General features: G+C 57.9%; 22 protein-coding genes. 13 read left to right on the top strand and 9 right to left on the bottom strand.

All coding sequences use genetic code 11. The features are described from left to right. Window positions 1-47 precede the first annotated feature (47 nt). The 3 genes from ROO76_22420 to ROO76_22410 all read left to right on the top strand — a co-directional run bounded on the left by ROO76_22420 (window position 48) and on the right by ROO76_22410 (window position 2,447). Window positions 48-986: a BadF/BadG/BcrA/BcrD ATPase family protein gene (locus tag ROO76_22420; GenBank protein ID MDT8070927.1), complete on the top strand. Its 939-nt coding sequence runs from the start codon at window positions 48-50 to the stop codon at window positions 984-986. Next, complete coding sequence (locus ROO76_22415; GenBank protein MDT8070926.1) at window positions 983-1,756, top strand: hypothetical protein; 774 nt, start codon at window positions 983-985, stop codon at window positions 1,754-1,756. The genes ROO76_22420 and ROO76_22415 overlap by 4 nt, the downstream gene beginning before the upstream one ends. Window positions 1,757-1,844: 88 nt before the next feature. Further along, a complete protein-coding gene (locus ROO76_22410) occupies window positions 1,845-2,447 on the top strand; it encodes a YdeI/OmpD-associated family protein (protein MDT8070925.1) in 603 nt (200 codons plus the stop codon). Window positions 2,448-2,457: 10 nt separating this feature from the next. On the opposite strand, the gene ROO76_22405 is transcribed toward ROO76_22410, so the two are convergent. After that, window positions 2,458-3,201: a histidine kinase dimerization/phospho-acceptor domain-containing protein gene (locus ROO76_22405; protein MDT8070924.1), complete on the bottom strand. Its 744-nt coding sequence runs from the start codon at window positions 3,199-3,201 to the stop codon at window positions 2,458-2,460. 193 nt (window positions 3,202-3,394) lie between these two features. On the opposite strand from ROO76_22405, the gene ROO76_22400 reads away from it, so the two are divergent. Beyond that, complete coding sequence (locus ROO76_22400) at window positions 3,395-5,404, top strand: serine hydrolase domain-containing protein (GenBank protein ID MDT8070923.1); 2,010 nt, start codon at window positions 3,395-3,397, stop codon at window positions 5,402-5,404. Between the two features lie 337 nt (window positions 5,405-5,741). On the opposite strand, the gene ROO76_22395 is transcribed toward ROO76_22400, so the two are convergent. Further along, window positions 5,742-6,467, bottom strand: a complete 726-nt coding sequence (locus ROO76_22395) for a hypothetical protein (GenBank protein ID MDT8070922.1) — start codon at window positions 6,465-6,467, stop codon at window positions 5,742-5,744. Between the two features lie 314 nt (window positions 6,468-6,781). Here ROO76_22395 and ROO76_22390 point away from each other — a divergent pair, with 314 nt between their 5' ends. Further along, window positions 6,782-7,342: an NADH-quinone oxidoreductase subunit B family protein gene (locus tag ROO76_22390; protein ID MDT8070921.1), complete on the top strand. Its 561-nt coding sequence runs from the start codon at window positions 6,782-6,784 to the stop codon at window positions 7,340-7,342. Between the two features lie 125 nt (window positions 7,343-7,467). Here the strand turns inward: ROO76_22390 and ROO76_22385 are convergent, their stop codons facing one another. Then, entirely contained in the window at window positions 7,468-7,899 is a 432-nt protein-coding gene (locus ROO76_22385; GenBank protein MDT8070920.1) for a zinc ribbon domain-containing protein, read from the bottom strand. A 181-nt stretch (window positions 7,900-8,080) separates the two neighbouring features. Then, window positions 8,081-8,308 carry a hypothetical protein gene (locus tag ROO76_22380; protein ID MDT8070919.1) on the bottom strand — a complete coding sequence of 76 codons (228 nt, stop codon included), beginning with the start codon at window positions 8,306-8,308 and terminating at the stop codon, window positions 8,081-8,083. An 88-nt stretch (window positions 8,309-8,396) separates the two neighbouring features. Here ROO76_22380 and ROO76_22375 point away from each other — a divergent pair, with 88 nt between their 5' ends. From ROO76_22375 to ROO76_22355, 5 genes are all read left to right on the top strand, one after another. Next, complete coding sequence (locus tag ROO76_22375) at window positions 8,397-9,617, top strand: tetratricopeptide repeat protein (GenBank protein ID MDT8070918.1); 1,221 nt, start codon at window positions 8,397-8,399, stop codon at window positions 9,615-9,617. Window positions 9,618-9,945: 328 nt separating this feature from the next. After that, on the top strand, window positions 9,946-10,296 hold the full coding sequence (locus ROO76_22370; GenBank protein ID MDT8070917.1) for a hypothetical protein: 351 nt from the start codon (window positions 9,946-9,948) through the stop codon (window positions 10,294-10,296). 61 nt (window positions 10,297-10,357) lie between these two features. Further along, on the top strand, window positions 10,358-10,684 hold the full coding sequence (locus ROO76_22365) for a PspC domain-containing protein (GenBank protein MDT8070916.1): 327 nt from the start codon (window positions 10,358-10,360) through the stop codon (window positions 10,682-10,684). 9 nt (window positions 10,685-10,693) lie between these two features. Next, complete coding sequence (locus ROO76_22360) at window positions 10,694-11,494, top strand: alpha/beta fold hydrolase (protein ID MDT8070915.1); 801 nt, start codon at window positions 10,694-10,696, stop codon at window positions 11,492-11,494. Between the two features lie 55 nt (window positions 11,495-11,549). Beyond that, window positions 11,550-11,954, top strand: a complete 405-nt coding sequence (locus ROO76_22355) for a hypothetical protein (protein MDT8070914.1) — start codon at window positions 11,550-11,552, stop codon at window positions 11,952-11,954. 109 nt (window positions 11,955-12,063) lie between these two features. On the opposite strand, the gene ROO76_22350 is transcribed toward ROO76_22355, so the two are convergent. Next, window positions 12,064-13,098, bottom strand: a complete 1,035-nt coding sequence (locus ROO76_22350; GenBank protein MDT8070913.1) for a tetratricopeptide repeat protein — start codon at window positions 13,096-13,098, stop codon at window positions 12,064-12,066. A gap of 212 nt (window positions 13,099-13,310) precedes the next feature. Here ROO76_22350 and aroA point away from each other — a divergent pair, with 212 nt between their 5' ends. The 3 genes from aroA (at window position 13,311) to ROO76_22335 (ending at window position 17,183) form a co-directional block, all read left to right on the top strand. After that, window positions 13,311-14,600 (top strand): 3-phosphoshikimate 1-carboxyvinyltransferase, encoded by a 1,290-nt coding sequence (gene aroA, locus ROO76_22345; GenBank protein MDT8070912.1) that lies wholly within the window; start codon window positions 13,311-13,313, stop codon window positions 14,598-14,600. Between the two features lie 156 nt (window positions 14,601-14,756). Continuing rightward, window positions 14,757-15,335, top strand: a complete 579-nt coding sequence (locus ROO76_22340) for a hypothetical protein (protein MDT8070911.1) — start codon at window positions 14,757-14,759, stop codon at window positions 15,333-15,335. A 501-nt stretch (window positions 15,336-15,836) separates the two neighbouring features. Next, entirely contained in the window at window positions 15,837-17,183 is a 1,347-nt protein-coding gene (locus tag ROO76_22335; GenBank protein ID MDT8070910.1) for a hypothetical protein, read from the top strand. A gap of 155 nt (window positions 17,184-17,338) precedes the next feature. On the opposite strand, the gene ROO76_22330 is transcribed toward ROO76_22335, so the two are convergent. The 4 genes from ROO76_22330 to smc all read right to left on the bottom strand — a co-directional run bounded on the left by ROO76_22330 (window position 17,339) and on the right by smc (window position 23,506). Next, a complete protein-coding gene (locus ROO76_22330) occupies window positions 17,339-17,626 on the bottom strand; it encodes a helix-turn-helix domain-containing protein (protein ID MDT8070909.1) in 288 nt (95 codons plus the stop codon). A gap of 78 nt (window positions 17,627-17,704) precedes the next feature. Continuing rightward, entirely contained in the window at window positions 17,705-18,268 is a 564-nt protein-coding gene (locus tag ROO76_22325) for a CvpA family protein (protein ID MDT8070908.1), read from the bottom strand. A 3-nt stretch (window positions 18,269-18,271) separates the two neighbouring features. After that, complete coding sequence (locus ROO76_22320) at window positions 18,272-19,180, bottom strand: phosphoribosylaminoimidazolesuccinocarboxamide synthase (GenBank protein ID MDT8070907.1); 909 nt, start codon at window positions 19,178-19,180, stop codon at window positions 18,272-18,274. Between the two features lie 342 nt (window positions 19,181-19,522). Further along, complete coding sequence (smc, locus tag ROO76_22315; GenBank protein ID MDT8070906.1) at window positions 19,523-23,506, bottom strand: chromosome segregation protein SMC; 3,984 nt, start codon at window positions 23,504-23,506, stop codon at window positions 19,523-19,525. Window positions 23,507-23,930: the final 424 nt, after the last annotated feature.

Here is a 23,930-nt window from a genome sequence, read left to right as displayed (position 1 = left end):
ACTTGTGTGGGAAATCTGGCGGGTTGATGTGGCACAATTCGGTTCAGATGCCCTTATACCTCGGAATTGATGGCGGCGGGACGAAGACCAGTTTCGCGCTCGCCGATGAAGACTACATTCTCGCCCGGGTAACCGAGGGCGGTTCCAGTCCTACACGCAATGACGATGCCACGGTGCAGAGGGTTCTGCGCAGCGGGATCGAAAACGTTTGCTCAAAGGCCGGCGTAACCCGTAATGACATCAACTTTGCCTGCATTGGCTCGGCCGGAATGGCGATTGAGGCGGGGCGTCAACTTGTCGACCGCATCATCTCAGAGCTGATCGAGGGCCAATTCGCCATCGTCGGTGACATGTTGATCGCGCACGAGGCGGCGTTCTTCGGTTCCGAGGGAGTGATGGTCATTTCCGGGACCGGGTCGATCGCATTCGGGATCAACGGCGATGGGGAGAATGCGCGTGCGGGTGGGCGTGGCCCGATTGTGTCCGATGAAGGCTCGGGGACGTGGATTGGGCGAAAAGCCGTGAGTGCGCTGCTGCGGGCGTGGGACGGCGACCAGGAGACGCGTCTCGACAAGTACCTGCTGCCGCTCTGGCAGATTCAGGATGCCGACGACCTGGTCGCGAAGTGCGCGCGGGCGGGTCCGAACGATTTTTCGCGGCTGTTTCCCGCGGTGCAGGCGGCGGCCGCCGCAGGGGATTCGATTGCACAGGATCTGCTGACGCAGGCTGGAGCCGAACTGGCGACGATCGCAAAGCTGGTTGCGCGAAAGCTGTGGCCTCGGGCCAATCATGTTCGGGTGGCCATGGCAGGAGGCATCTTCCGTAACTCGCCCACCGTCCGGATCGCTTTTTACAATTCCATTCACGCGGAGCGGCCGGAATCGCAGGTACGGCTTACGACGCTGCCACCGGTGATGGGCGCGATCATGATGGCGCGACGCATGGCGCACTCCGACTTGAACCTACGCGTGCGGTACGACGAATGAACGTTGATCCCCGTGAAAAAGCGGCGGCACCTCCCGAACTCGAGCTAATGGTGCACTCGCAGGTCGCGGAAGAGATACGGGCGGCCGCCATGGATCGGCGGATGACGGAAGACCTGGCGCTCGCGTTGCTGGTTCGACGCGACCTGCGCGGCGATGTCCTGGAAGAACTCTCGAAAAACGTGGCGGTGATGAAGCACCGGAAGGTGATCGTCGGGCTGGTGTGTCACCCGAGAACACCGCGCTACGTCTCTCTGCCGATTGCAAGGCGGCTGTACACGTTTGAGCTGATGAAGATTGCGTTGCTGCCGCCGGTGCCGGCTGACGTCAAGATGATTGCCGAGGGGGCGATCATCAACCGGCTGGAGACCATCAGCAGCGGCGAGCGGCTGACGCTGGCGAAGGAAGGGAGTACTCGGATCGCCGCGGCGCTGCTGGTTGATTCGGAGGCTCGCGTCAGCGACGCTGCGCTGTTGAATTCACGATTAACGGAGCAGTTTGTAGTGAGGGCGCTGATGCGCGAAGACGCTCCGCAACACTTTGTTCACGCGGTGTGCCGGCATACGAAGTGGTCGTTGCGAAAGGAAATACAGATTGCGCTGTTGAAGAACGTGCATACGCCGATGTCGCGCGCCGTGTACTTCTCAGAACAACTGTCGAGCCAGGCGTTGCGGGAGGTACTTGCAACGGCGCGGCTTTCGGAAGAACTGAAGGCGCACCTTCAGGATGAGATAGAGCGCAGGAAATTGCAGAATTCCACGCTTGGAAAATAAAACCAAGGACATTGACGAAGGACCTCGGACTCTGGTGAGTTGTGTTTTGCTGGTTTCACGGGTGTTTTGCCGGTAGACTTGCGGCGGTATGAGCACTGATAAACGCGTCGATGCATACATCACCAAAGCTGCTGAATTTGCGCAGCCGATCCTTCGCCAGATTCGCGAGACCGTGCACGAGGCCGTCCCTGAGGTGGAAGAAACGATGAAGTGGGGAATGCCTTTCTTCGAATACCAGGGGATTCTTTGCGGGATGTCGGCTTTCAAGGCGCATTGTGCGCTGGTGTTGTGGAAGAGCAAGCATATTCTTCCGGAGGGCGGGAAATCGGCGGGTGCAATGGGAGCGTTTGGACGGTTGAAGTCAGTGAAGGACCTGCCTGCGAAAAAGGTTCTTGTTGGTTATCTAAAGAAAGCGAAACAGCTCAACGAGGAAGGCGTGGGCTCGCCGATTGCGGAACGCTCGAAGAGGCAGAAGAAGGACTTGATCGTGCCGCCATACTTTCAGACCGCGCTGAAAAAGGACAAGAAGGCGAAGACGACGTTCGACGGTTTCAGCTATGCCAAGCAGAAGGATTATGTGGAGTGGGTCGGCGAGGCGAAGACGGAAGAGACGCGGAGGAAGCGCTTGGCGACGTCGATGCAGTGGCTGGCGGAAGGGAAGTCGCGGAACTGGAAGTACGAACGGGGCTGACCGACGGGCCTCAGGCGGCTTCTTTTAGATTCAGTAGCTCTCTGACGATGTCGGCGAGGCGGATAAGTTCGGCGGATGCGAGTTTGACGAAGCGCCGGCTGTCCTCGGGGCCGCGTTCCAGAAGATAGAGGGCGCTGGTGAGGCTCTGAAGAGGGTTATTCAGTTCATGCGCGAGTTCGCTGGCGGCCTCAACGTAGGCCGCCGCCTTTTGGCGGCTGAGAAGGATTTCCTGTTGTTTTTGATGGCGAATGGCGATGGCGGCGAAATCGGCGAGGCCGTTCAGCAGTTTGTAGTCATCGAAATCGAAGGCTTCCCGGCTGTGGTGCGATACGCACCATAGCGTGCCGCGCATCGAATCCGCAACCCAGGGTATGAGAATGCCGTCAGTGATCGGTTCGGCTTCAATACCCAGCAAGTCGTAGTATTTCCGGGTGACACGATAGAGCTGAGGTCTGGCGGCGCTAAGGGCGGTGCCGCAGGGACTGAAGAAGCGCGGAGTCGTGCCGTTCAGAAAGGCGGCAAAACTGCCCGAAATAGCGACCCAGCGGAACCGCAACTCACCATTAGCACCGGCCTCTTCCAAGCTTATTCCGGCGCTGTCTGCGCCGCTGAACTCAACCGCAGCATCGCAGAGTTCCTGCAAAAGCACGGCGGGTTGGGCCGCGAAAACGTGAGCGAGACGGTGGAAGGCTTCGATGCCGGCCTGTCGTCCACGTGGGCGGCGATTCCGAAAGCGAAACTCCTCATCCTGCAAAAGATCCCTGAGTTCCATGCCGGATTCGGAGGAATCAGTTGTGCTTTGCATTGTTCTCACCACCACAGACCGTGCCAAGCGAGGAATTTTGATGACCATACCGGGAGGAGAGTTGCCCTCGAACTTGTAAGGCGGGGCGACTGGCAGTATTGTGGTGCGCGAAAAAGTATTCATCTCCGGAAGGAGCAACGCTATGTTGGTTTCCCGGAAGTTGATCCCAGTCCTCTCCATTCTTTTTGTTCTCACGCAAATTTCAATCGCTATCACGCCGGCGCGCCAGGAGCAGGCGCAGGCAAAGCCTGCTGTCGAGAAGGTGGATGTAGAGACTGCCCGCACCACGCCGGGCGGAACTGCATTCAAAGTGCCGGCAGGATGGTCTATCGAGACCGGCAAGAACATTGTCACACTGACTCCGCCTGAACCGGATACGCACATCGTGGTTGTGGATGCGCAGGGTGCAGATGCGAAGGCAGCAGTGGCGTTCGCTTGGGCCGAGTACAAGCCGGAGTCTAAGCGTCCGCTGAAACTGGCGACGCCGCGTCCGGGGCGCGAGGGTTGGGACGAGCGGCAGTTGTTCGAGTACGAAACCTCGCCGAATGAGCGGGCAGTGGTGCAGGCCATTGCGCTTCGTGCAGGGACGAAATGGACCGTCGTGATACTGGACGGGACAGAGATGACTTTTGAGAAGCGCAGCGCGCCGGCAGGACTGATTCTCGCAAGCCTGCGGCCGAAAGGGTATGAGCGCGAGACGTTTGCGGGTCGCAAGCCGCATACGCTGGATGCGGCGCATATCGCGCAGTTGAAAGAGTTCGTCGAGACCTCGATGAAAGAGCTTGGCATACCGGGCGCGTCAATGGCTTTGATCGATCACGGCAACGTGGTGTACGAGGGCGGATTCGGCGTACGCGAACTGGGCGAGCCGGAAAAGGTGGACGAGAACACGCTATTCATGGCGGCCTCGAATACCAAAGGCATGACAACTCTGCTCCTTTCGAGACTGGTGGACGAGAAGAAATTGAAGTGGGACGAGCCGGTGATCAATGTCTATCCGAGCTTCAAACTTGGGAGCGAGGACACGACCAAGAAAGTGCTGGTGAAGAATCTCATCTGTGCATGCACGGGGTTGCCGAGGCAGGATCTTGAATGGATATTCGAATTCAAACAAGCCAAGCCGGAGACTACGTTCACAACGCTGAGCACAATGGAGCCGACGAGTAAATTCGGCGAGGTGTTCCAGTACAGCAACCTGATGGCGTCGGCGGCGGGCTATATCGGGGCACATATTTTGTACCCGAATCTTGACCTTGGAACAGCCTATGACCGGGCGATGCAGGAAGAAGTATTCGATCCGCTGGGGATGAAGTCGACGACGTTCGATTACAAGCGCGCGTTGGCGGGGGATCATGCGAGCCCGCATGGGGACGACATTGACGGTACTCCCAGTGTGGCGAGTATGGCGTTCAACTACGCGGTGCTTCCGGCGCGACCGGCGGGTGGGGTGTGGACTTCGGCCAGCGACCTGGCGCGCTACGTGGAACTGGAACTCACGAAAGGCAAACTGCCGAATGGAAAGCAACTGGTTTCGGAAGAGAACCTGCTGATGCGCCGGACCCCACAGATCATGCTTGGGGAGGATGCGAGCTACGGGATGGGACTGGAAGAGAGCCATCGCTATGGCGTATCGGTGATCAGCCATGGCGGCAGCATGGCGGGATTCAAGAGCAACTGGTGGGCGATACCGGATGCGGGGATCGGCGCCGTGCTGCTAACGAATTCCGACACGGGCGGGTACCTGCTGGGAGGTTTCCAGCGACGTTTGCTCGAGGTGGTGTATGACGGCAAGCCGGAAGCGGCGGCGGATGTCGCGGCGCAAGCTGCACGATATAAGGCGCGGCTGAAGAAAGATCGCGAGCGACTGGTCGTTCCGGCGGACCCGTCCGAGGTTCAGAAGCTGGCGAAGAAATATGTCAGCAAGGAACTCGGTGAGATCGCCGTACTGAACAACAACGGCGTGGTCACGTTCGATTTCGGCGAGTGGAAGAGCAAGGTAGCGTCGCGCAAGAACGATGACGGCACAATCTCGTTCATCACCACGGACCCGACGAATGATGGATTCGAATTCGTCGTCGCCGAACGGCAAGGGAAACGCGCGCTCATCATTCGCGATGGGCAGCACGAGTACGTGTTTACGGAAGTTTCGTAGAATCGCAAGCCGCGTACATCAAAAAATCATCCCACCCGCTTGTACAGGGCAAGAGGGTGGGATGCAGCAACGCAGGGGAACAGAAGGTCAACCAGGCGACATCCATCTGATTCAGTGCATTCCTTACCTCGTGGGCAAGCTGGTAGGCGTCGCCTGCTTTGAGATTCCAGAGAATGTGGCGGATCTCCGGAGTTCGGGCAGGCTCGCGCGTCCTTTCACGTCGGCGGACGTGGGGCAAGGGTTCTCAACGAGCGCCTTTGTGCGGACGAGGAAAGCGGCGCCAAAGTTACCGGCACCTTCGAAGTTGGGCGGTGATGTGAATGCCGCGTGAAGGAATCTATTGCATTTGAAGAGGCGAGCAGTTCGCCGGCAGGGCGAAGATTGACGGTGGCAAGGATTCTTCGCGAAGCTGCTTTACTTCTATTGCGCTCTGGCCCTGGTATTCTCCGTTGAGGGTAATAACGACGGTGCGTTTCAGACGGAAGCCTTTAATGTCGGCGAACTGCATGACCTTGTCGACTTCATCGAAACCGGTAGTTTGAGTGAACATCATGTTGAGGACAGGCGGGGGCTGCGGAATGGAAGGCGCTACCCATAAATCCTCTTCGATCCCGAATTGTTGCGAGGCCGCTGCGGCATCCTGGGCCTGAAAATTGAGAGAAATGCGAAAACGAAAATGCCTGGCAGGGAATCCAGCGATTGTTCCGCCGTCTTCCTCGAGTAGTTTTTCGAGCTTTACGCCGCCGACCGGCTTGAGGCCAATTCGTTTTCTCATCAGCTCTTCATAACGATCGCGGGATATCTGAACGCAGTCGCCGGATGGTTTCGTGAGCGCCAGGTTTGATGTGCCCGAAGTTACTATTTTCCAATCCACAGGCATAGTCGGATCATCACTCTCGACAACCTGGAACTTGGCTTTCTGCCCGTCACTCCATGCGTCAACGGTGGCGGTGCCACTCGGACGGTGAATGACGGTTCGGTAGTACGTCCCGGCGTGGCAGATAGGCACGAACGAGAGGAGCGGCAGAAAGAGGCGAATAATGAGTTTGCGGCTGGGCGCCATGGCGAAGATGTTAATGGTCTTCGCGAATTGGGTAAAGGCAATCTATGCGGCCGAAACCGCTGAGAAGAATGCCTTTCGGGCTGGAGGGCTCCCGGCGCTACGGCTCGGGATTTGGAGTATGCTTGTGACCTGAATCACAGCCGAGGGGTAAGGGGGTAGGCGAGACTAGGGTGTCGAGGGCGGATGAAATGCAGGTCCTTCGACTCCGTCGCTAACGCGACTCCGCTCAGGATGACGCCTGTTTGGGCATCGCGGAGAAAGTGGTTCGCTCAGGATGACGGCAGCTAGGGTTGATGTTTTGCTAAGGGGTTTGCATGGGCTGGATTGAGAATCGGTTCGAAAAGAATTTCCTGGTTACGACGGTCGATTACGTTTTCAACTGGGCGCGGAAGTCCGCGATTTGGCCCATGACGTTCGGCCTTGCCTGCTGTGCGATCGAGATGATCGCTTCGTCGACCTCGCGGTTTGACATTGCACGTTTTGGCTCCGAAGTGTTCCGACCGAGCCCGCGGCAGAGCGACTTGATGATCGTCGCCGGGACGGTGACGCTGAAAATGGCGCCGGTGGTGAAGCGCATCTACGACCAGATGCCTGAGCCGAAGTGGGTGATTTCGATGGGCGCGTGTGCGTCGGTAGGTGGGCCGTTCAATACGTATGCGACGCTGCAGGGAGTGGACCGAATCGTGCCGGTGGATGTCTACGTGGTTGGGTGCCCGCCGAGGCCGGAGAACCTCTTCTATGCGCTGCTGAAGCTGCAGGATAAGATTGACACCATGTCCATTGCGAAGCGGCCCACGGAAGTTCGGCTGAACGAAGATATGGTGGAGAGCTTCAAGAAGCAGGTGATGGTGGCGCAGACGATGCAGCCGAAGTAGATTCGGGTCCCTCGACCCGCTGTGCGAAGGGCGCGCAGCTGCGCTCGGGATGACGGCCGTTGTTGCAAGGAATGAGAAAAAGGCGCGCTTTGCAGCGCGCCTTATCGCTTCTGTGTGGTTAACTCTTACGCGGATCTCTTCTTGTTCAGCAAGATGGCGGCAGCGAAGGCTACGAGTGCGCCGAGCATCCACTGGATACGCCAGATCTGGACGGCCTGCCAATCGAGAACAGTGTCGGCGGTGTAGATCAGGCCGACCATGATGGCGCCGATCACGCAGCCCAAGCCGACGAATGTGAAGACCAGGGCAATGGCACTCAGGCCAAGGCGTTCGCAAATCTGGTCGAAATCAATGAGGTCGAGGAAGCGCGAGCGGGTGCTCAAATTTGTTTCGGGTTCGCGCTCGTTGCCACAGACGTGGCAGAAGCGGGCTCCAATGGCGTATTCCGAGCCGCAGTTGCTGCAAAGCGTTTCCGCGGCGACGCTGCGTATTTCCGTTTGGGGTGGCTGCACGGGTCGCCAATACTCCTGAGTGATGTTACGAACTCCGTCCGACATATTGCCTTCCTCTCGACTTACTGATGAAGAGGCACGGGAGGGGCCAAATGAAAATTCAGGGAAACGCTTAATTTTCAATGAGATAGCGCATCAGGAACGGCAGGTTGATGGATCGCGAGCGGGCAGAAATTACGCGACGCTGGCAAATTGGCAACTGTGTTGCAAGGGGGAATCCGGATGATCAATGCGGGCGTCTTGGCATGGAAAGGACCTTAGACCTTGGCGGCTTGCACCAATAGGAAAGCATGAGTAGGTCGGCATGGGTGAAGAGAATACCTTTCGGGCGAGGAGTTCCATTGTTGAAGACATGCTCGTCGAGAAGTTTGTGCAAGGCCTCAATGGTGATGCCCAACCACTGCGCCGCCTCAAATTCCGACAGTGAGTTGTGAGCCAGGTTGTTCGTTTCCATAATGTTCGTGCTCCCCTGGGGGACACGATGTTTGTACCTGTTCCAGAGTAGATGTCAAATCGGGTAAACTCCTAATACCGCAGCAGTCATGAAACCCTATTGTCGAATCGCTATCGTTACCCTCTTACTGTTAACCTCCTTCAGACTGTTAGCAACTTCTACATACGGCGGAGAGGACTTCAAGGCGGTTAATCCCGCGAACAACCAGCTTTCCAGGCGCGCTTTCGATCATTTCTACGACATGGAGTACGAACGCTCGATACGAGAGTTCGAGCAGCTGCAGAAGGAATACCCAGAAAATCCGATCGCCAACAACTACCTGGCGGCGGCGGTTGTGTTCGGAGAGATGTACCGCATCGGAGCGCTCGATACCGAGACCTATGCGACAGACAGCTTCCTTGACTTGAAGGCCAAACGGCCACTGAACCCGGAAACCACGAAGCGCATTAACGAGTTGCTGGACCGGAGCGAGAAACTCTGCGACGCTCGCCTCGACAAGAACCCAAACGACATCGATGCTCTCTATGCGCGAGGAGTTGAGCGCGGACTGCGATCCACCTTCATGGGAATGGGGCAGAAGGCGTGGATGTCGGCGATACGCTCGGCGCTGGCGGCGCGGCGCGATCACGAACGGGTGTTGCAGTTGGACCCGAAGTTCGTCGACGCCAAGATGACGATCGGCGTCCATAACTACATCATCGGAAGCCTCAACTGGTTCTACCGAACGATGATTGCGGTTACAGGCGTCACAGGAAACAAGCAGAAGGGGCTCAACTACCTTCGTGAAGTTGCCGACTCCAATTGCGCGGCGAGCATGGACGCACGTATCGCCCTGGCCCTGTTCCTGCGGCGCGAGCAGAAGTATCCGGAAGCGTTGAATGTAGTGAAGTCGATGATGGACGAGTATCCGAAGAACTACATGGTGGCGCTTGAGTACGCGAACCTGGAGAATGCTTCGGGACACGCCGATGACGCGATCGCAAGTTACAGGAAAATTCTGGAGAATTACAAGGAAAGGAAGTATCCGACGGCCAACCCGCAGGCGGCGGCGTTCGGGCTGGGGATCACGCTGCGCGGGCAGAGAAGGTTCGATGAAGCCGCCAAGGCGTTCGGAATGGTCGCCAGCTTTCCGGAATCCGAGACGCGGATCGTAATCAGGTCAACCCTGGCGGCTGGGGAAATGTACGACACTCTGAAAGAACGTGATCGCGCAGTCGAGAAGTACGAGGAAGTGCTGGCGGCAGATGCCAGTAGCCCGGAAGGGCAACTGGCGAAGAAGCATCTTGGAAAGCCGTATCACTACGACTAGCCGGTCAGACCTCAATCAATTCATTCGCTAAGTCTTGCATTCAGAGTTACCGTTATCCGGGAGAGACGCTGCGTTTTCGCGCCTTTGAAGGAGGCTTAACGTGCGGATTCCACGGTGGCTGCCAATTGTTCTTTTATTCAGTTTTCTGGATTCGATGGCGCAAACGAACTCGGGTCATGGAAAGATACTGTCAACTTGGACTGCATATGGCAGGCAGTTTTCGACAACCCTCTATTCGGGGCCGATCAAGCAGACGCCCACGGCCCAGACCATATCGGTCCTGACACCCGCAGTTCCGATAATGGTACGGAGGATCGAGGCCTTCAGTATGTTGGGGCCAAGACAGTCATCGGTGACCCAGGGTCTTCAGGAGGTCTCACCGGCAAAAACATGCCCCAAGCAGTTCATCATCATCATCACGAATGGAGCCGTCACTCAGGCTGTACCGATGTCAGGTGCTTTCCTGAGTAAGGCATTTGATACTTACACGGACAGTGGCGACCTTCACCTGCCGTTTCCATCTGGGACGAGGATCACGCTCTCCATTCTTCCGCCCGATATTCAACCGCCAGCGCCTCCTTGTGCGGCTTCCGACGTGACTATCAATGTGCAGTACGAAACGGAAATGCCGCCCCAGCCGAAGAAGACGCTCAGCAAGGCGCAGAGCAGTCCGGAGTAGCTGCTCGGATTGGGGAACCTTTTGGGAGGCATCGGCGTATCCTACTCGTAAGGGGGACGATATGTACTGCAATTACTGCGGGAAGGTGATCCAGGACGACGCGAATCTTTGCGCATATTGCGGCAAGCGAGTGGGCCCGGTTGAGGGCAGGCGGCGACTGCTGCGGCCCAGGGCCGGCCGCAAGATCGCAGGTGTGTGCGCCGGGATGGCTGAGTACTTCGATCTCGACGTCACGATGGTTCGTGTTGTGTGGCTGATTGTCGCGTTGTTAGGTGGCGGTGGGTTCATTGCGTACCTGATTGCGTGGGTTGTTATGCCGAACGAATCGGAGCGTGTCTACTATGCGCCGCCGGCGTCGGAGCCTGCGAGTCATCCACCACAGGGGTAGAATCCGGACATGCAAGTCCGGAGCAACGATACTGATATTTTGTATTCCGTGCAGGGCGACGGCCCCCCTGTCGTCCTGCTCCATCCTTTTCCGCTGAACCATCGTTTCTGGCTGCCGGTTGCCGAGCGGCTTTCTCCACAATACAAACTGATCATGCCGGACCTGCGCGGACTGGGTGACTCTGCGCCGGGCGATGGTCCAGCGACTATGGAGAAGCATGCAGAGGACGTGCGCAGAGTTTGCGATGACGCGCGCGTCGGGAAAGCCGTTTTCGTCGGAGTGTCGATTGGCGGGTACATCTTGTTCGAGTTCTGGCGGCGGTTTCGCGAGCGAGTGACAGCGCTTGGCTTCTGCAATACCCGCGCGGGCGCGGACACTGACGAGGGGCAGAAGGGACGATTCGAGTCGGTGAAGCAGATCGAGGAACGCGGGACAGAGATGTTCATGGACAACCTGCTGCCGAAGCTACTGGGTGAAACGACGCGAAGGAATCGGCCGGATATTGCTGCCGAAGCGAGGAGGATGGCGCTGGCATCAGCGAGCAAGGGAGTTATCGCCAATCAGCTTGGGATGGCCGAGCGACAGGACTCGATTTCAACGTTGGGAACAATTGAAGTGCCGACGCTTTGTGTCGGTGGCACCGAAGATATTCCGTCACCCACAGCGGAGATCGAGCGCATCCACCGGGGGATTCGCGGGAGCAAATTGAGGGTAATCGATCAAGCTGGGCATTTTGCGGCGCTGGAGAGGTCGGAAGAATTTGCGTTGATCCTTCGCGAGTTCCTGATGAGCGTAAAGCACGTGGGGTGAAGACCCACATCTGTTAACTGCGGCAGATGTGGGGCACCGAGTACAATCTCCTGTCATGTTCGACACCTATCTCGTCCCTGAAAATACGACCGTCACAGTAAAGGGAGACGGCGAAACCATTGATCTGAGCGGCGCGGCCGAACGCGTGTTCCTGCTTGTGCTCAGGATTTCTGAAACCGTGGAGCAGGAGGCGCTTGATGTCATGATTTTTGGCTCGGCGGATGGGACGGCGTGGGAACCGAAGCCGCTCCTTAGCTTCCCGCAGAAATTTTACCGGAGCGAGACGCCGATCCTTCTCGACGTTGTGGACCGCGCGGATGTGCGGTTTGTAAGGGCGCATTGGGAAGTGAATCGCTGGGGACGCGGACCTGAAGAGCCGAGGTTCGTTTTCGATCTGAGAATGAGGGAAGTGCCGGGGGAGATACTGGCCGAGGCCCGGGAAAAAGCAAGGGAAGCGTGACCGCAGATTGCGCGGATCTACGCAGATCGACAAGTTCGAATAAAAAAATGACGCGGATCAAAGAGTAGCTATGATCCGCGTCTTTCCGCCGTTATGCGATTTTCTTTATTCAGTTTGACGCGGTTTCCGCGAAGGACTTTGCTGCCTCCATGGATTTGCGTGCGGTTGCCGAATGAGGTCCTCCGGGGTCCAACTCGAGGAAGCGCGCGAACTCGTTGGCGGCTTCGCCATAAAACTTCAGACCCATCAGCGCGTTCGCCTTTACCAGGTGAATCGGTGCGTACTTAATCCCCATGTTTTCGGCCTGCACGGCATCCTTCAGGGCGTCACGGTAGTTTCCCTGGCCGAGCATTGACTTACTCAACTCGAAATATCCCTGCCAGGAGGTTGGCTGTACTCTCAAGCCCTGCTCAAGCGTCTGCTGGGCTGCGGCAAATTTACCCTGAATATTTTGAAGGGCTCCCATCGCGAAGTAGGCGAGCGGGTAGTTGCTATCGCTGGTGATGGAGGCCTGCAGATCCTTCTCTGCGCCAGGGATATCGCGGTTCGCCACGCGGAGTATACCGCGTAAAGTGAGCGCCTCAGAATAGGTCGGGCAAACGACAAGCGACTTCTCGGCGAATTTCCAGGCGTCCTTCAATTTCTCTTTCTGGAAGTTCTGCTGGGCTTTTTTGAAGAGATCGCGCGCCTTTTGCGGCACACGGAGGGCGGCCACAGAGATCGTATCGCCGCCGGTGAGGTCAGAAGACCCGTGGGCATCCATGTGCAGGGTGACATTATTGAGCCCCTCCATGCAATGGACCCGTTGGCGTGCCTGGGCGAGGCCTTTGTCAGCGACGACTTCGTAATCGCCTGGGGGTACCTCGGAGAACTCGAACGAGCCGTTGACGCTACTGACGGCGATTGCAATCATCCTGCCGGTGGTCACTGACTGGAGCGTAATCCGGGTATTGCTGATTGGGTGGCCATCTATTCCAAGTAGAGAACCGGAAATACTTGTGAAGCTAAAACTGGCTCGATCACGACCGCCAAACATCGTGGGATCCACCAGCGAGGTGGAATCTGGAAGCGACATGGATTGAGCGACGAGAAGGGGGGCGATTGCGAATAGGGAGAGTAAAACAGCAAAACCCCGGACGTGCATCGAGACTTTCCTTCTATCTTGAAGCTCGAGGGCGAAGTCGGGTCGAAGCAGGGGCCTAAGACCTGAAGATCGAAACCACTCGGCGCGGCATCTTCCGTCGCGCTATGTCATCTGATGTAGCAGCTTTTAGCGAGTTGTCCTCGACCTTAGTTCTTCCTAGTACAATCTTTGAAAGCTGTTCAGAAATTTGGGGCAGGTACAAGGCAACCTTAATGAGTAGTGGCAACAACCGTGTCATCCATCCAGCACAAAATGTCAACGGCAGCGTACGGCTACCGGGGGACAAATCCATTTCGCATCGCTATGCCATGCTCGGCGCCTTGGCGGAGGGCGTCACGAAACTCGAGAATTTCTCCGCGGCGGCCGATTGCCAGAGCACGCTGAATTGCCTCGCTGGCGTTGGAGTGAAGGTTCAGCAAGATGGGCGCGTGGAGATCGAAGGGCGAGGTAGGGAATTGTCGGCGCCGACGAGTGCGGTCGATTGCGGCAATTCCGGTTCGACGATGCGGATGCTGGCGGGCATTCTTGCGGGACAGAATTTCGAGAGCGAACTGGTGGGCGATGAGTCGCTCATGAAGCGGCCGATGGGGCGCATTATCGAGCCTTTGCGGGCGATGGGCGCACAGATCTCCGGAACTGTCGAAAACAAACCGCCGCTGCATATTCGCGGTGGAAGCCTTAAGGCGCTCGAGTACAACTCCAAAATTGCGAGTGCCCAGGTGAAGACATGCGTTCTTTTCGCCGGCTTGTTTGCCGAGGGGAAGACTTCGGTGGAGGAACCGGTGCGGACGCGCGACCATGGGGAACTTGCGCTGCGTGCATTTGGAGCCGAGGTTGAGCGAACACAGACGCGCGTCAGTGTCGCCGGCCGAGGGCCGTTGAAGGCGATTGAAGCCTACGTTCCGGGGGATTTGTCGTCCGCGGCGTTCTTCTTATGTGCGGCGGCGCTGTTCCCGGAGAGCAACCTCATTCTCGATCACGTGCTGCTGAACCCGACGCGGGCAGGGATTCTTGACGTACTCACGCTGATGGGTGGCCGGATTTCGTTTCTGCAGGTTGAGCAGCAGCACTATGAACTGATCGGTACGGTACGATTCCAGCCTGGCAAGTTGAAGGGAGCACGAATCTCCGGAGCGCAAGTCGCCGGACTCATCGACGAGCTGCCGGTCTTGGCGGCGATCGGCCCCTATACGGAAGATGGGGTGGAGATCCGGGATGCGCGAGAGCTGCGAGTGAAGGAGTCGGACAGGGTTGCTGCTGTCGTGCAGAATCTCCGCGCGATGGGCGCAACGGTGGAAGAATTCGAAGACGGGCTGCGAGTGCCGGGTGGCCAGACGCTTCACGGGGCTGAGTTGGAAAGCTTTGGCGATCACCGGATTGCGATGGCCTTCAGCGTTGCTGCCCTGCGCGCTGACGGTGACACGGTCATCAACGACGCCAATTGTGTTGCTATCTCGTATCCCATGTTTTATGAACAGCTTGAAAAATTGATTGCCGGTTAGCAGCGCCAACGATTCAGCAGCTTTCGAATCATCTCCCAAGCGGCCCACCTCGGCTCAGGGGCAGCCATCCAATTCCTGCAGCCCCATTCAAAACTTCCGGCCCGGTACACACGATTCAGGTGTGCGCCGGGTGAGGACTGAACGGAGTCAGCTTTGATGAAACGGACCGTACTGGTGATGATGTTTTGCGCTTTGCTGGCGGTGACGCCGGCCCTGTTTGCGCAGGACAATGACAACTACAATCACGGAGAAGTAGGCGCATTTTTTGATTTCAACCGCTTGGCTCATACCAGCACCAACTTCTATGGGGCTGGCGGCCGCCTTTCGTTCAATATTGCCCCGAACGTTCAATTGGAGGCTGAAGGAGCTTACGACTGGAATCGTAACGTCACCTCGTCCCTCACGGATATTGGGGGCGGAACGACCATAACCACATCGAGGCTTCGTCTGGTGCATGGGTTATTCGGACCGAAGTTCAACTTTACCCACGGAGCGTTCCGGCCGTTTGTGACCGTGAAGGGCGGTTTCCTCAACTTTAACGTAACCAACAGCGTTAACGGGACCTTCAGCAACATTGCAAACGGCGACACCAATGGTGTCTTCTATCCGGGCGCTGGCGTAGAGGGTTTCATTGGCTGGTTCGGCGTTCGCGTGGAAGCCGGTGACGAAATGTATTTCGATAATGGTGCCAACCATAACTTCCGATTTACGGCGGGCCCACAGTTCCGGTTCTAGCCCCCAGTTCGGATTGAAAAGGCGGTTCGCGATCAAGCGACCGCCTTTTTTGCGTATGCGTCCGTGCAGTCTGGCCGAGGGAGAAAGATTGAGGGGCAGATCGCTATAAAAGGGGCTGCCAGGATGGAAAAAGGCCGACAGTCTCGCCAAGCAGGTCATGCTCAACACACCGAATCGGAGAGGTTCGGATTTTCGCAATCGGGTGGATTGGGTCGGCCGGGCAGTTCTTAGGGGTGAAAAACATCCATCCGGTGACAACACTGCATCATATTTGGGCAGCGTTCCAGAAATTTATGACTGCGGGGATTAGGATGCTTGCCTTATAGTGTCCTACGTTCCTATAATCGCGGTCTCCACGATTTCATTGGAACATTGTCAGGCTCTATGGAGTCAGATGTCGTGGAGTGCACTGATATAGTGCGGGCGAAGAGCCCTGAGCAGTCGACGGCGTTCGAGCTGGGGCGCCGGGTCGCAATCGAAAAAGTTCTAAGGAGCCGACGAATGAGAAAGTCGCTGATGATGATGTTGCTTGTGCTTGCAGTCGCAGCAAGCGCTCTGGCCCAGGCGGCACCGGCGCAGGAACCGGCGGCAGGAGCCGCGGGACAGCAAGCCGCTGGACAGCAGAAGCCCGCGCAATCTAACAAACAGATCAAGGATCCCGCCGAATACAACGCCTACATGGCAGCGGTAAATGCTAAAGACCCCAATGCCAAAGCGGCAGCGCTGGAATCATTCCTGCAGACGTACCCCAACAGCGTGATCAAGGAAGACGCCCTGGAACTGCTGATGAAGACCTACCAGCAGCTCAACAACGTTCCCAAGATCGAAGAAACGGGGCAGAAACTCCTCCAGGTGAACCCAAACAACCTGACGGCTCTGGCGTTGATGGCCTACCTGAAGCGTTACCAGGGCCTGGGGCAGACAGATGTCACCCAGGCCGGTGCTCTCTTGTCACAGGCGGGCGAATACGGCCAGCGCGGATTGCAGCAGTTGCAGACCGCAAACAAACCTGAAGGCTACAGCGACGCGGATTGGGCCAAGATGAAGGACAGTTTCAAGGCCATCTTCTCGGCTGCTGTCGGGAACATGGAACTGAACCAAAAGAACTACCAGGCGGCGATTCCGAACTTGATGGAAGCCCTGAAGGCCAATCCAAACGACTACATTACGACCTACCAGTTGGCGGTTGCCTATCTTGAGCAGAAGCCTATCGTGGTCGATGGACTGTTCTGGGGCGCAAAAGCCGTTGACCTGGCACAGAAACAGAACCCGGCAGCGGCCGCGCAGTTCCAAAAGTACGTAAAGAGCAAGTATGCCCGGTATCACGGAGCGGAAGATGGGTTTGACCAGTTGCTGCAGACCGCCCAGACCGCCGCAACAATGCCTGCAGGGTTCACGGTTGCCCCGGCGCCATCGCCGGCGGATCAGGCAGCCCAGATGTGCGCCCAGACGGCCCCGGACAAGATGGGCTTCGGCGAATGGGAGTTCATCTTCACCTCGGGTAACCAGCAGTGCTCTGACACCGTGTGGAACGCCATAAAGGGCAAGAAGCTGCAGATGCAGGGCAAGGTCCTCGAAGTGACGCCCACGGTGCTGAAGATTGCGGCAACGGAAGACGCTATTAATGCCAACACGCCGGAGATCACGCTGAACATGACAGCGCCGATCCCGGCGAAGCTGCTGCCGAAGGCGAATAGCACGCTTCTGTTTGAGGGCCAGCCGGATAGCTACACGCCCAATCCGTTCATGATGGTCATGACGAATGGGACGCTGCTGCAGAAAGCGGCTCCTGCGCCGGCCAAAAAGCCTGCAGCGGGACGCCGGGCTCCAGCCCATAAGAAACAGTAGCTTTGTCAAGAATTGTGATGAGAAGGCGGCCTTCTGGCCGCCTTTTTCTTGGATCGTCCTTGACCGATCACGCATGTGGGCAATCGGTTGCAGCGACAGAAAAAGGCAGCCTTGCGGCTGCCAGGATTTGTATGAATACCTTTAGAGGGTCGAACCTACCGCGCGGCTTTCTTCTCCATGAGAAGCGCAGTTGCCGGTCGAGCGCTGCGGGGTGGCCTACGGCCGCCATTCCGCAGGGCGCGAACATCAAGCTTCAGTTCCGTTATTGTGCGACTGAGAGTGTTTCGGTGCATGCCGAGCTGGCGCGCGGCCTTGCACTGGTTGCCATTGTTTTCCTGAAGAACGGTGAGGATGAAGCGCTTCTTGAACTCTCGTACGGCTTCCGAATAAAGAATCCCACTGTTGTACATCTGCAGGATGAGGGCTTCCAACTGATCCTTCACGTCTGACCCCTTTCTCTTCTATAAATGGCGCGGCGGCGCCAGTGCTCATCCCGGGCGTCTCAGAGGCAAGCAAGCGAGCTACTTGCCAGCGGCAGCGCCGGAAGGCTTAGAACTGCTCTCGGGTGCGACGGTCTTCATCGTGCCGATCGCCTTAACTCCCTGGCGGAGTCCCTCGCGAAGTTCGTAAGGAGCAACCCAGGATGCAGCGCGTCCGACAACAAGGAAATAAGGTGCAAACTGCGATTCTGCCAGCGACTTAGATGCCGGACCGAATGCAGCCATGGCCATGACCAGCACCATGACAACGAGTGCCCCCTTCACCAGTCCGAACACCGCACCCAAAAAACGGTCGAACCAGCGAAGGCCGACTTCCTTCACGGCCCATCGCGCGATGCGCCCTGCCACACCGGCCAGGATCGCGACTGCGATAAAGATCACCAGAAACCCAGCAGCGTTGGCCGCCCAATCGCTCTTCACGTGCGGAAGGAACCAGAGAGCAACCCGCTTGTAATTCCAGGCAGCGAGCAGATAACCGAGGATCACGCCCGCCAGTGAAAACAATTCAAAAAAGAACCCCTGTGCCGCGGCCCCGATGACCGACAGCACAACAATCGCTATGATTGTCCAATCCAGCCAGTTCATCGCCTACGAGGGCAAATCCTTGCCGGTCAGTTGGCGATAGGCCTCGACGTACTTCGCGCTCGTGTTGGCCTGCACCTCCGGGGGAAGCCCGGGTGCCGGCGGTTTTTTATCCCACTTAATGGATTCCAGGTAGTCGCGCACGTACTGCTTGTCGTACGAGTCTACGGCGCCACCCGGCTTGTACGTGTCGGCGGGCCAGAAGCGGGACGAATCAGGCGTCAGGACTTCGTCCGCCAGGACCAGGCCCTTCGACGTCTGGCCGAACTCAAACTTTGTGTCCGCTATGATGATGCCACGCGTGCGCGCGTAGTCCGCGGCCTTGCTGTAGATCCGCAGCGTCAGGTCGCGGAGTTTCTCGCCCATCTCGCGGCCGACGATGTCCACCATCTGGTCGAACGAGATGTTCTCGTCGTGCCCCGTCACAGCCTTGGTTGCCGGGGTGAAGATCGGCTCCGGCAGTTTGTCTGACTCACGCAGTCCCGAGGGCAGGGGAATGCCACAGACCTTCCCGGTCTTTTGGTATTCCTTCCATCCCGAGCCCGAGAGATAGCCGCGCGCGACACATTCGATCTGCACCATCTCGGCCTTCTTGACGAGCATCGAGCGTCCCCGCAGATCGGAAGCGTACTTCTTCACCGGCGCGGGATATTCGTCGACGTTCGCGGTCTCCAGATGATTCGAGATGACATCCTTCAGGAAATCAAACCAGAAGAGCGACAGTTGCGTCAGCACACGTCCCTTATCGGGAATGCCCGAGGCGAGAACGTAGTCGAATGCGGAGATGCGGTCGGTGGCGATGAAGAGCAAATGCTGATCATCGACGCGGTAAATGTCTCGAACTTTCCCGCTGGCGTATAGTTCCAGTCCGGGAAAATCAGTTTTCAGCAGAACCTGTTGGGCTTGAGTAGTCACGGCTTAGTTAGATGATGAAAGCGTTGGTCATTCTAGTCGCCGAAGAAAATTTGTCAACGCCACATCGGTAATTCAGAGTTGGTTACTGCCAATAGCCTCGCAAAAACTATTGACAGAATAGCAGCTGGCTTGAAAGCCGCGCCAGATGAGGAGTTCCGGACCTGTGGAAGCCGGTGGAAAAATAGGGCGAGTGAATTCCATCACCGCAAATGAAGCAAGCATAAGCCGAGCGAGTTGCGCAAGAAATTTTTCGGAAAGGAAAAAGAGGCTCGCGCGAATGCGAGCCTCAGCCGCAAGTTGGATGGAGCCGAATGCTTCGTCAATACAAGTCAGGGCCCTGTTCTACGCTGTGGCCGAACGAATCTCTTTTTTCTCCTCACCCCCGAAGCGCACCGAAACGACTTTTGAAACGCCGGGTTCCTGCATGGTCACGCCGTACATCGCGGGGGCAATCGACATCGTCTTCTTGCTGTGCGTGATGATGATGAACTGCGTGCCCATGCTCATCTCTTTCACGAGTTCGTTGAAGCGACCGACGTTGATTTCATCGAGCGGCGCGTCGACTTCGTCGAGGATGCAGAAGGGGCTGGGTGCGTACTTGAAGATGCCTACGAGCAGGGATAGCGCGGTGAGTGCTTTCTCTCCGCCAGAGAGCAGCAGGACGTTCTGGAGCTTCTTGCCCGGCGGCGAGGCGACGATGTCGATGCCGCTTTCCGCAGTGTTCTCCTCGTCGGTGAGGCGCATGAAGGCCTGGCCGCCACCGAACAGTTTCTTGAACGTGTGCTGGAAGGTTTCGTTGATGGCGGTGAAGGCCTCTTCGAACTTCTGGCGTGAAACTGCCTCGATCTCCCTGATCGTGTTTTGCGTGTTCTCGATCGACTCGAGCAGGTCTTTGCGCTGGGTTTCGAGGAACTCGTGGCGCTGGGCGACCTCTTTGTATTCCTCGAGGGCGAGAATGTTGACCGGGCCCATGTTATCGAGGCGCGTGCGCATTTCGCGATAGGCGGTGTCCTCGGCCGCGAGTTCTTCTCCGGTGAGGCGAGGCAGCATTTCGTCGGCGAGCAGATCGTCTTTCGTCGTGCTCAACTCCTGGACGCAGGTTTCGGCCATGTGCTCGAGATCGCTCTGGAGTTTGGCGGCGTGAGCGGAGAGTTCGCCGCGACGGTCGCGGAGCTGATCAAGTTCGGCACGCGCCGCTTTGAGTTCATCCTCGATAGCTGCAATTCGCGAGCGGACTTGCTCAGATTCTGAAAGCAGTTCAGCTTCTCGAGCCTGGGCGGTTTCGCGCTCGGTGTTCCAGTCGACGAGTTGCGCGGCGAGACGTTCGTTCTCCTGCTCGCGCTCAGCTTTCTCGGCTGCGGCGGATTGAAGCTGTCCGCGCAGCGCGTTCACGCGGTTGTGGACTTCTGTGACCATCGCCTCAATGCGGCTGACGGAAGCTGATGCTCCGCGATGGCGCTCTTGGAGTCCGGCGACGGTGGCCATGGCTTCGGAAGTCGCCTGGGCGGCCTGGTCGCGAGCGATACGGAGATTCTGCAGGTTCTCCTGCGCGGCGGCCATTTCGGTTTCGAGTTCGATTTTTCGAAGCTCGCACCCGTCAAGTTCTTGCCGTTGCTGCGCGATGAACTGTTCGCGATCGGATCGTTCCGAGGCGACGCGGCGCATCTCACTCTCGTAGGTGGTCATGCGCTCCCGGACCCGAGACATTTCCTGATCGAGTTGCTGCAATGAGTGACCGCTGGTCATTGCCTGCTTTTCGGCCTCTCGTTTCTCGGCCTCAAGGTTGTCGAGCAGGGAAGTGAGTTCGCCGATTTCCTTGCCGAGCAACGCTACGCGCGCTTCCTGGTCACGGAGGGCGCGTTCGATGCCTTCCATGTTGCGCTGCACTTCGCGCAGGTCGCGCTTCATCGATAGCGGGCCTTCGCTGCGTTGCTTGCCGCCGGTGACGGTTACGTTGTGGAAGCATTCCCCATTGTGGGCGAGGAAGAATGCGTCCGGATTTTCCAGGGCCAAGGTGCGTCCGGTCTGGGAATCGGGAACGATGTAGCCATTGCCGAGCTTCGGCAGCACAACCTCAAGCGAGCGCCCGAAACCGTTCAACACTCGCACACAATTCTTCAGAGGAACGATGCCGTGATGGTTGGCTTCGAACTCGAGGCTTTCTTCGGCGACGAACGAGAATTTCGCTTGCGAGTCGCTCGGATGGACGAGGAAGGTTGCGCGGCCGTCCACGTCGGTGCGCAGCAGGCGCATGCCTTCATCGGCGGCATCCCAAGACTTTACGACGACGAAATTCAATTCATCGCGCAGGAAATCGTCGACAACGTTTTCGAAGCGATCATCAACTTCGAGGAAGTCGGCGAGAACTCCGGCAGGGGCGCGGCCGCCAGAAAGCGCTCCGGACTGGAAGAGGCGGCGGACGGAGTCCGTCGAGTATCCGTGTTCGGCGATGATGGCGTCGAGCGAGGCGCGCTTGCCTTGAAGCGTGGCGAACTCGGCACGCATAGTATCCAGGTAGCGCTTGCCTTCGGCCTCGGCCTGGCGCTTTTCCTGCAACGAGGCGCGTGTCGCCGTGATTTGGTCGGCCATTGACGCTACTTTTTGCGATGCCGATTCGAATTCGAAGCTAATCTGCCCGCGCTGTCCGCCGAATGTCTCCACCTGCTGGTTGGCGTTGGTAATCTCGGTCTGCAGGCGAAGTGCCTCACGCTCCAGTGCGGCAATGCGCTCTTCGGCCTGCGTGATGCGATTGCGGACGTTGGAAGCTACGGCGACGGCTTCCATCATGGCTCGCCGCTGCTGCTCCTGCTGACGCTCGACTTCGCTGAGTGTATTGGCGGCGGCACGCGAGTCATCCTGGCGAGTGCGTAGCTGTTCCTGCGCGGCGGCGACGTCGGCGGCTGCGGAGGCCAACACTTCGCGGTTCTGCCCAAGTTCACCTTCGAGACGTGCCAACTGCTCACCGGTCTGGGAGATTTCGGCTTCGGCTCCAGCCGAGCGCGCCACGAGTTCCGCACAACGTTCATCATTATTTCGGCGGCGCGCGGTCGCACGATCCATCTCGAGATTGATTTGGTTCAGGCGCTCGCGAGTTTGACGGGCTTCGGATTCAACCGCGTAACCGCGCTGCGTGCGCTCGCCATGCTCGTTATCGAGCACTTGCACGGCGTCGCCCTTGATGTGCAGTTCTTCGGCGAGTGCCGTGATCTGTGCCTCGAGGTCAGCGGCCTGAGTCTGCAACTCGTGGAAGCGGCTGGCGAGGACGACGCGGAGTTTCGCGCGCATCTCGTCGCGAAGCTTTGCGTAGCGTTCGGCCTTGGCGGCCTGTCGCTTCAGCGAATTCATCTGCCGCGTGACTTCGTCAAAGATGTCGTTGACGCGGTTGAGATTCAGCTTGGCGTCTTCGAGACGGGCTTCGGCGAGGCGCTTGCGCGTCTTGAACTTGGTGATGCCGGCGGCCTCTTCAATGATGGAGCGGCGATCGGTCGGCTTGCTGCTGAGGATCTGGCCAATGCGTCCCTGTTCGATGATGGCGTAGGACTCAGGCCCAAGGCCCGTGCCCATGAAGATGTCGTGCACGTCGCGCAGACGACAGAGCTTGCCATTCAGCAGATACTCACTTTCGCCGGAGCGGAAGAGGCGGCGGGTGACAACGATTTCGCCTTTACCGAATTTCTGCGTGTTGAACTTGCGGCGGCGGATTTTCAGTACAACCTGCGGCCCGCCTTGGATGGCGGCCTGTGCGACCGGGGCAGGCTCGTTCGGAGAAACCTCAGTTGGAGCAGTGTCCGGCATCACTTCAGCGGGAGTGGCGGTTACATTTTCGGCGGCGGGAGCAGATCCGTCCGGCGCGACAGCGCCTTCAGCACTAGCCTGCTGCGAAGTGGCGGGTTGATGTACCTCGACCTCCTCGCGCTGCCCGGGACGGACCTCTTCGGTGTATTGATCAACTTCTTCGGCGCGAGAGGAGCGCAGGGACGCCTCGTCCCAGTCGTCCTCTTCCGGCATCTCGTTCTGGATATCGATCTCGGGTTCGGTGACGGTGCCTTCGTAGACCTCGGGATCGATGAGGTGCAGGGTGACCTCGGCCATGCCCGTCGGCTTACGGTCGCGCGTGCCAGCGAAGATGACGTCCTCCATGCGAGCGCCGCGCAGCGACTTTGCCGACTGCTCGCCCAGTACCCAAGAGATGGCGTCCGAGATGTTCGACTTGCCGCAACCGTTGGGACCGACGATGGCAGTGATGCCGTCGCCGGGGAACTTGAGTTCCGTACGGTCGCAGAACGATTTGAAGCCCAGGATCTGGAGCTTTTTAAGTTTTAGCAACTTCCCACTCCTTGCGTGCTCGCGCTGCCATCCTCAACTTGGATGGCTGTGGCCCGCTTCGGTCCGCGGTTCTGGCGAACCAATTTGGGTAAGTCCTTACAGGCCCATCTGTTCGAGCTAGCTCCGGGGCCCTGAAACACGTCGCGAACGGTGGCTGGTATTCCGGCTTTTAGGGGTGCGCAACCACGCCCTTCGGCCTTTCCGCCGCGCAAGTTGAGCTAACTTTATCCAGCGTTCCTGCCAAGGTCAAGCAGGAATACACGACATATGGTGTATCCCTGTTGAAAACCCCATCTTATTGCACCAGAGTTGCAGCAACTGCGCAATTCTGAAGGTTTCTATAGACCTCTGATGAGGAAGGAGACCAGCTTCCGGACGGGAAGAAAACGTCTCAAACGGCCAAGTTCACTGCGGAAAAATGGTC

The organism is Terriglobia bacterium, from assembly GCA_032252755.1.
Lineage (GTDB): Bacteria > Acidobacteriota > Terriglobia > Terriglobales > Acidobacteriaceae > JAVUPY01.
This window is presented reverse-complemented; position numbering and strand designations above follow the sequence as displayed.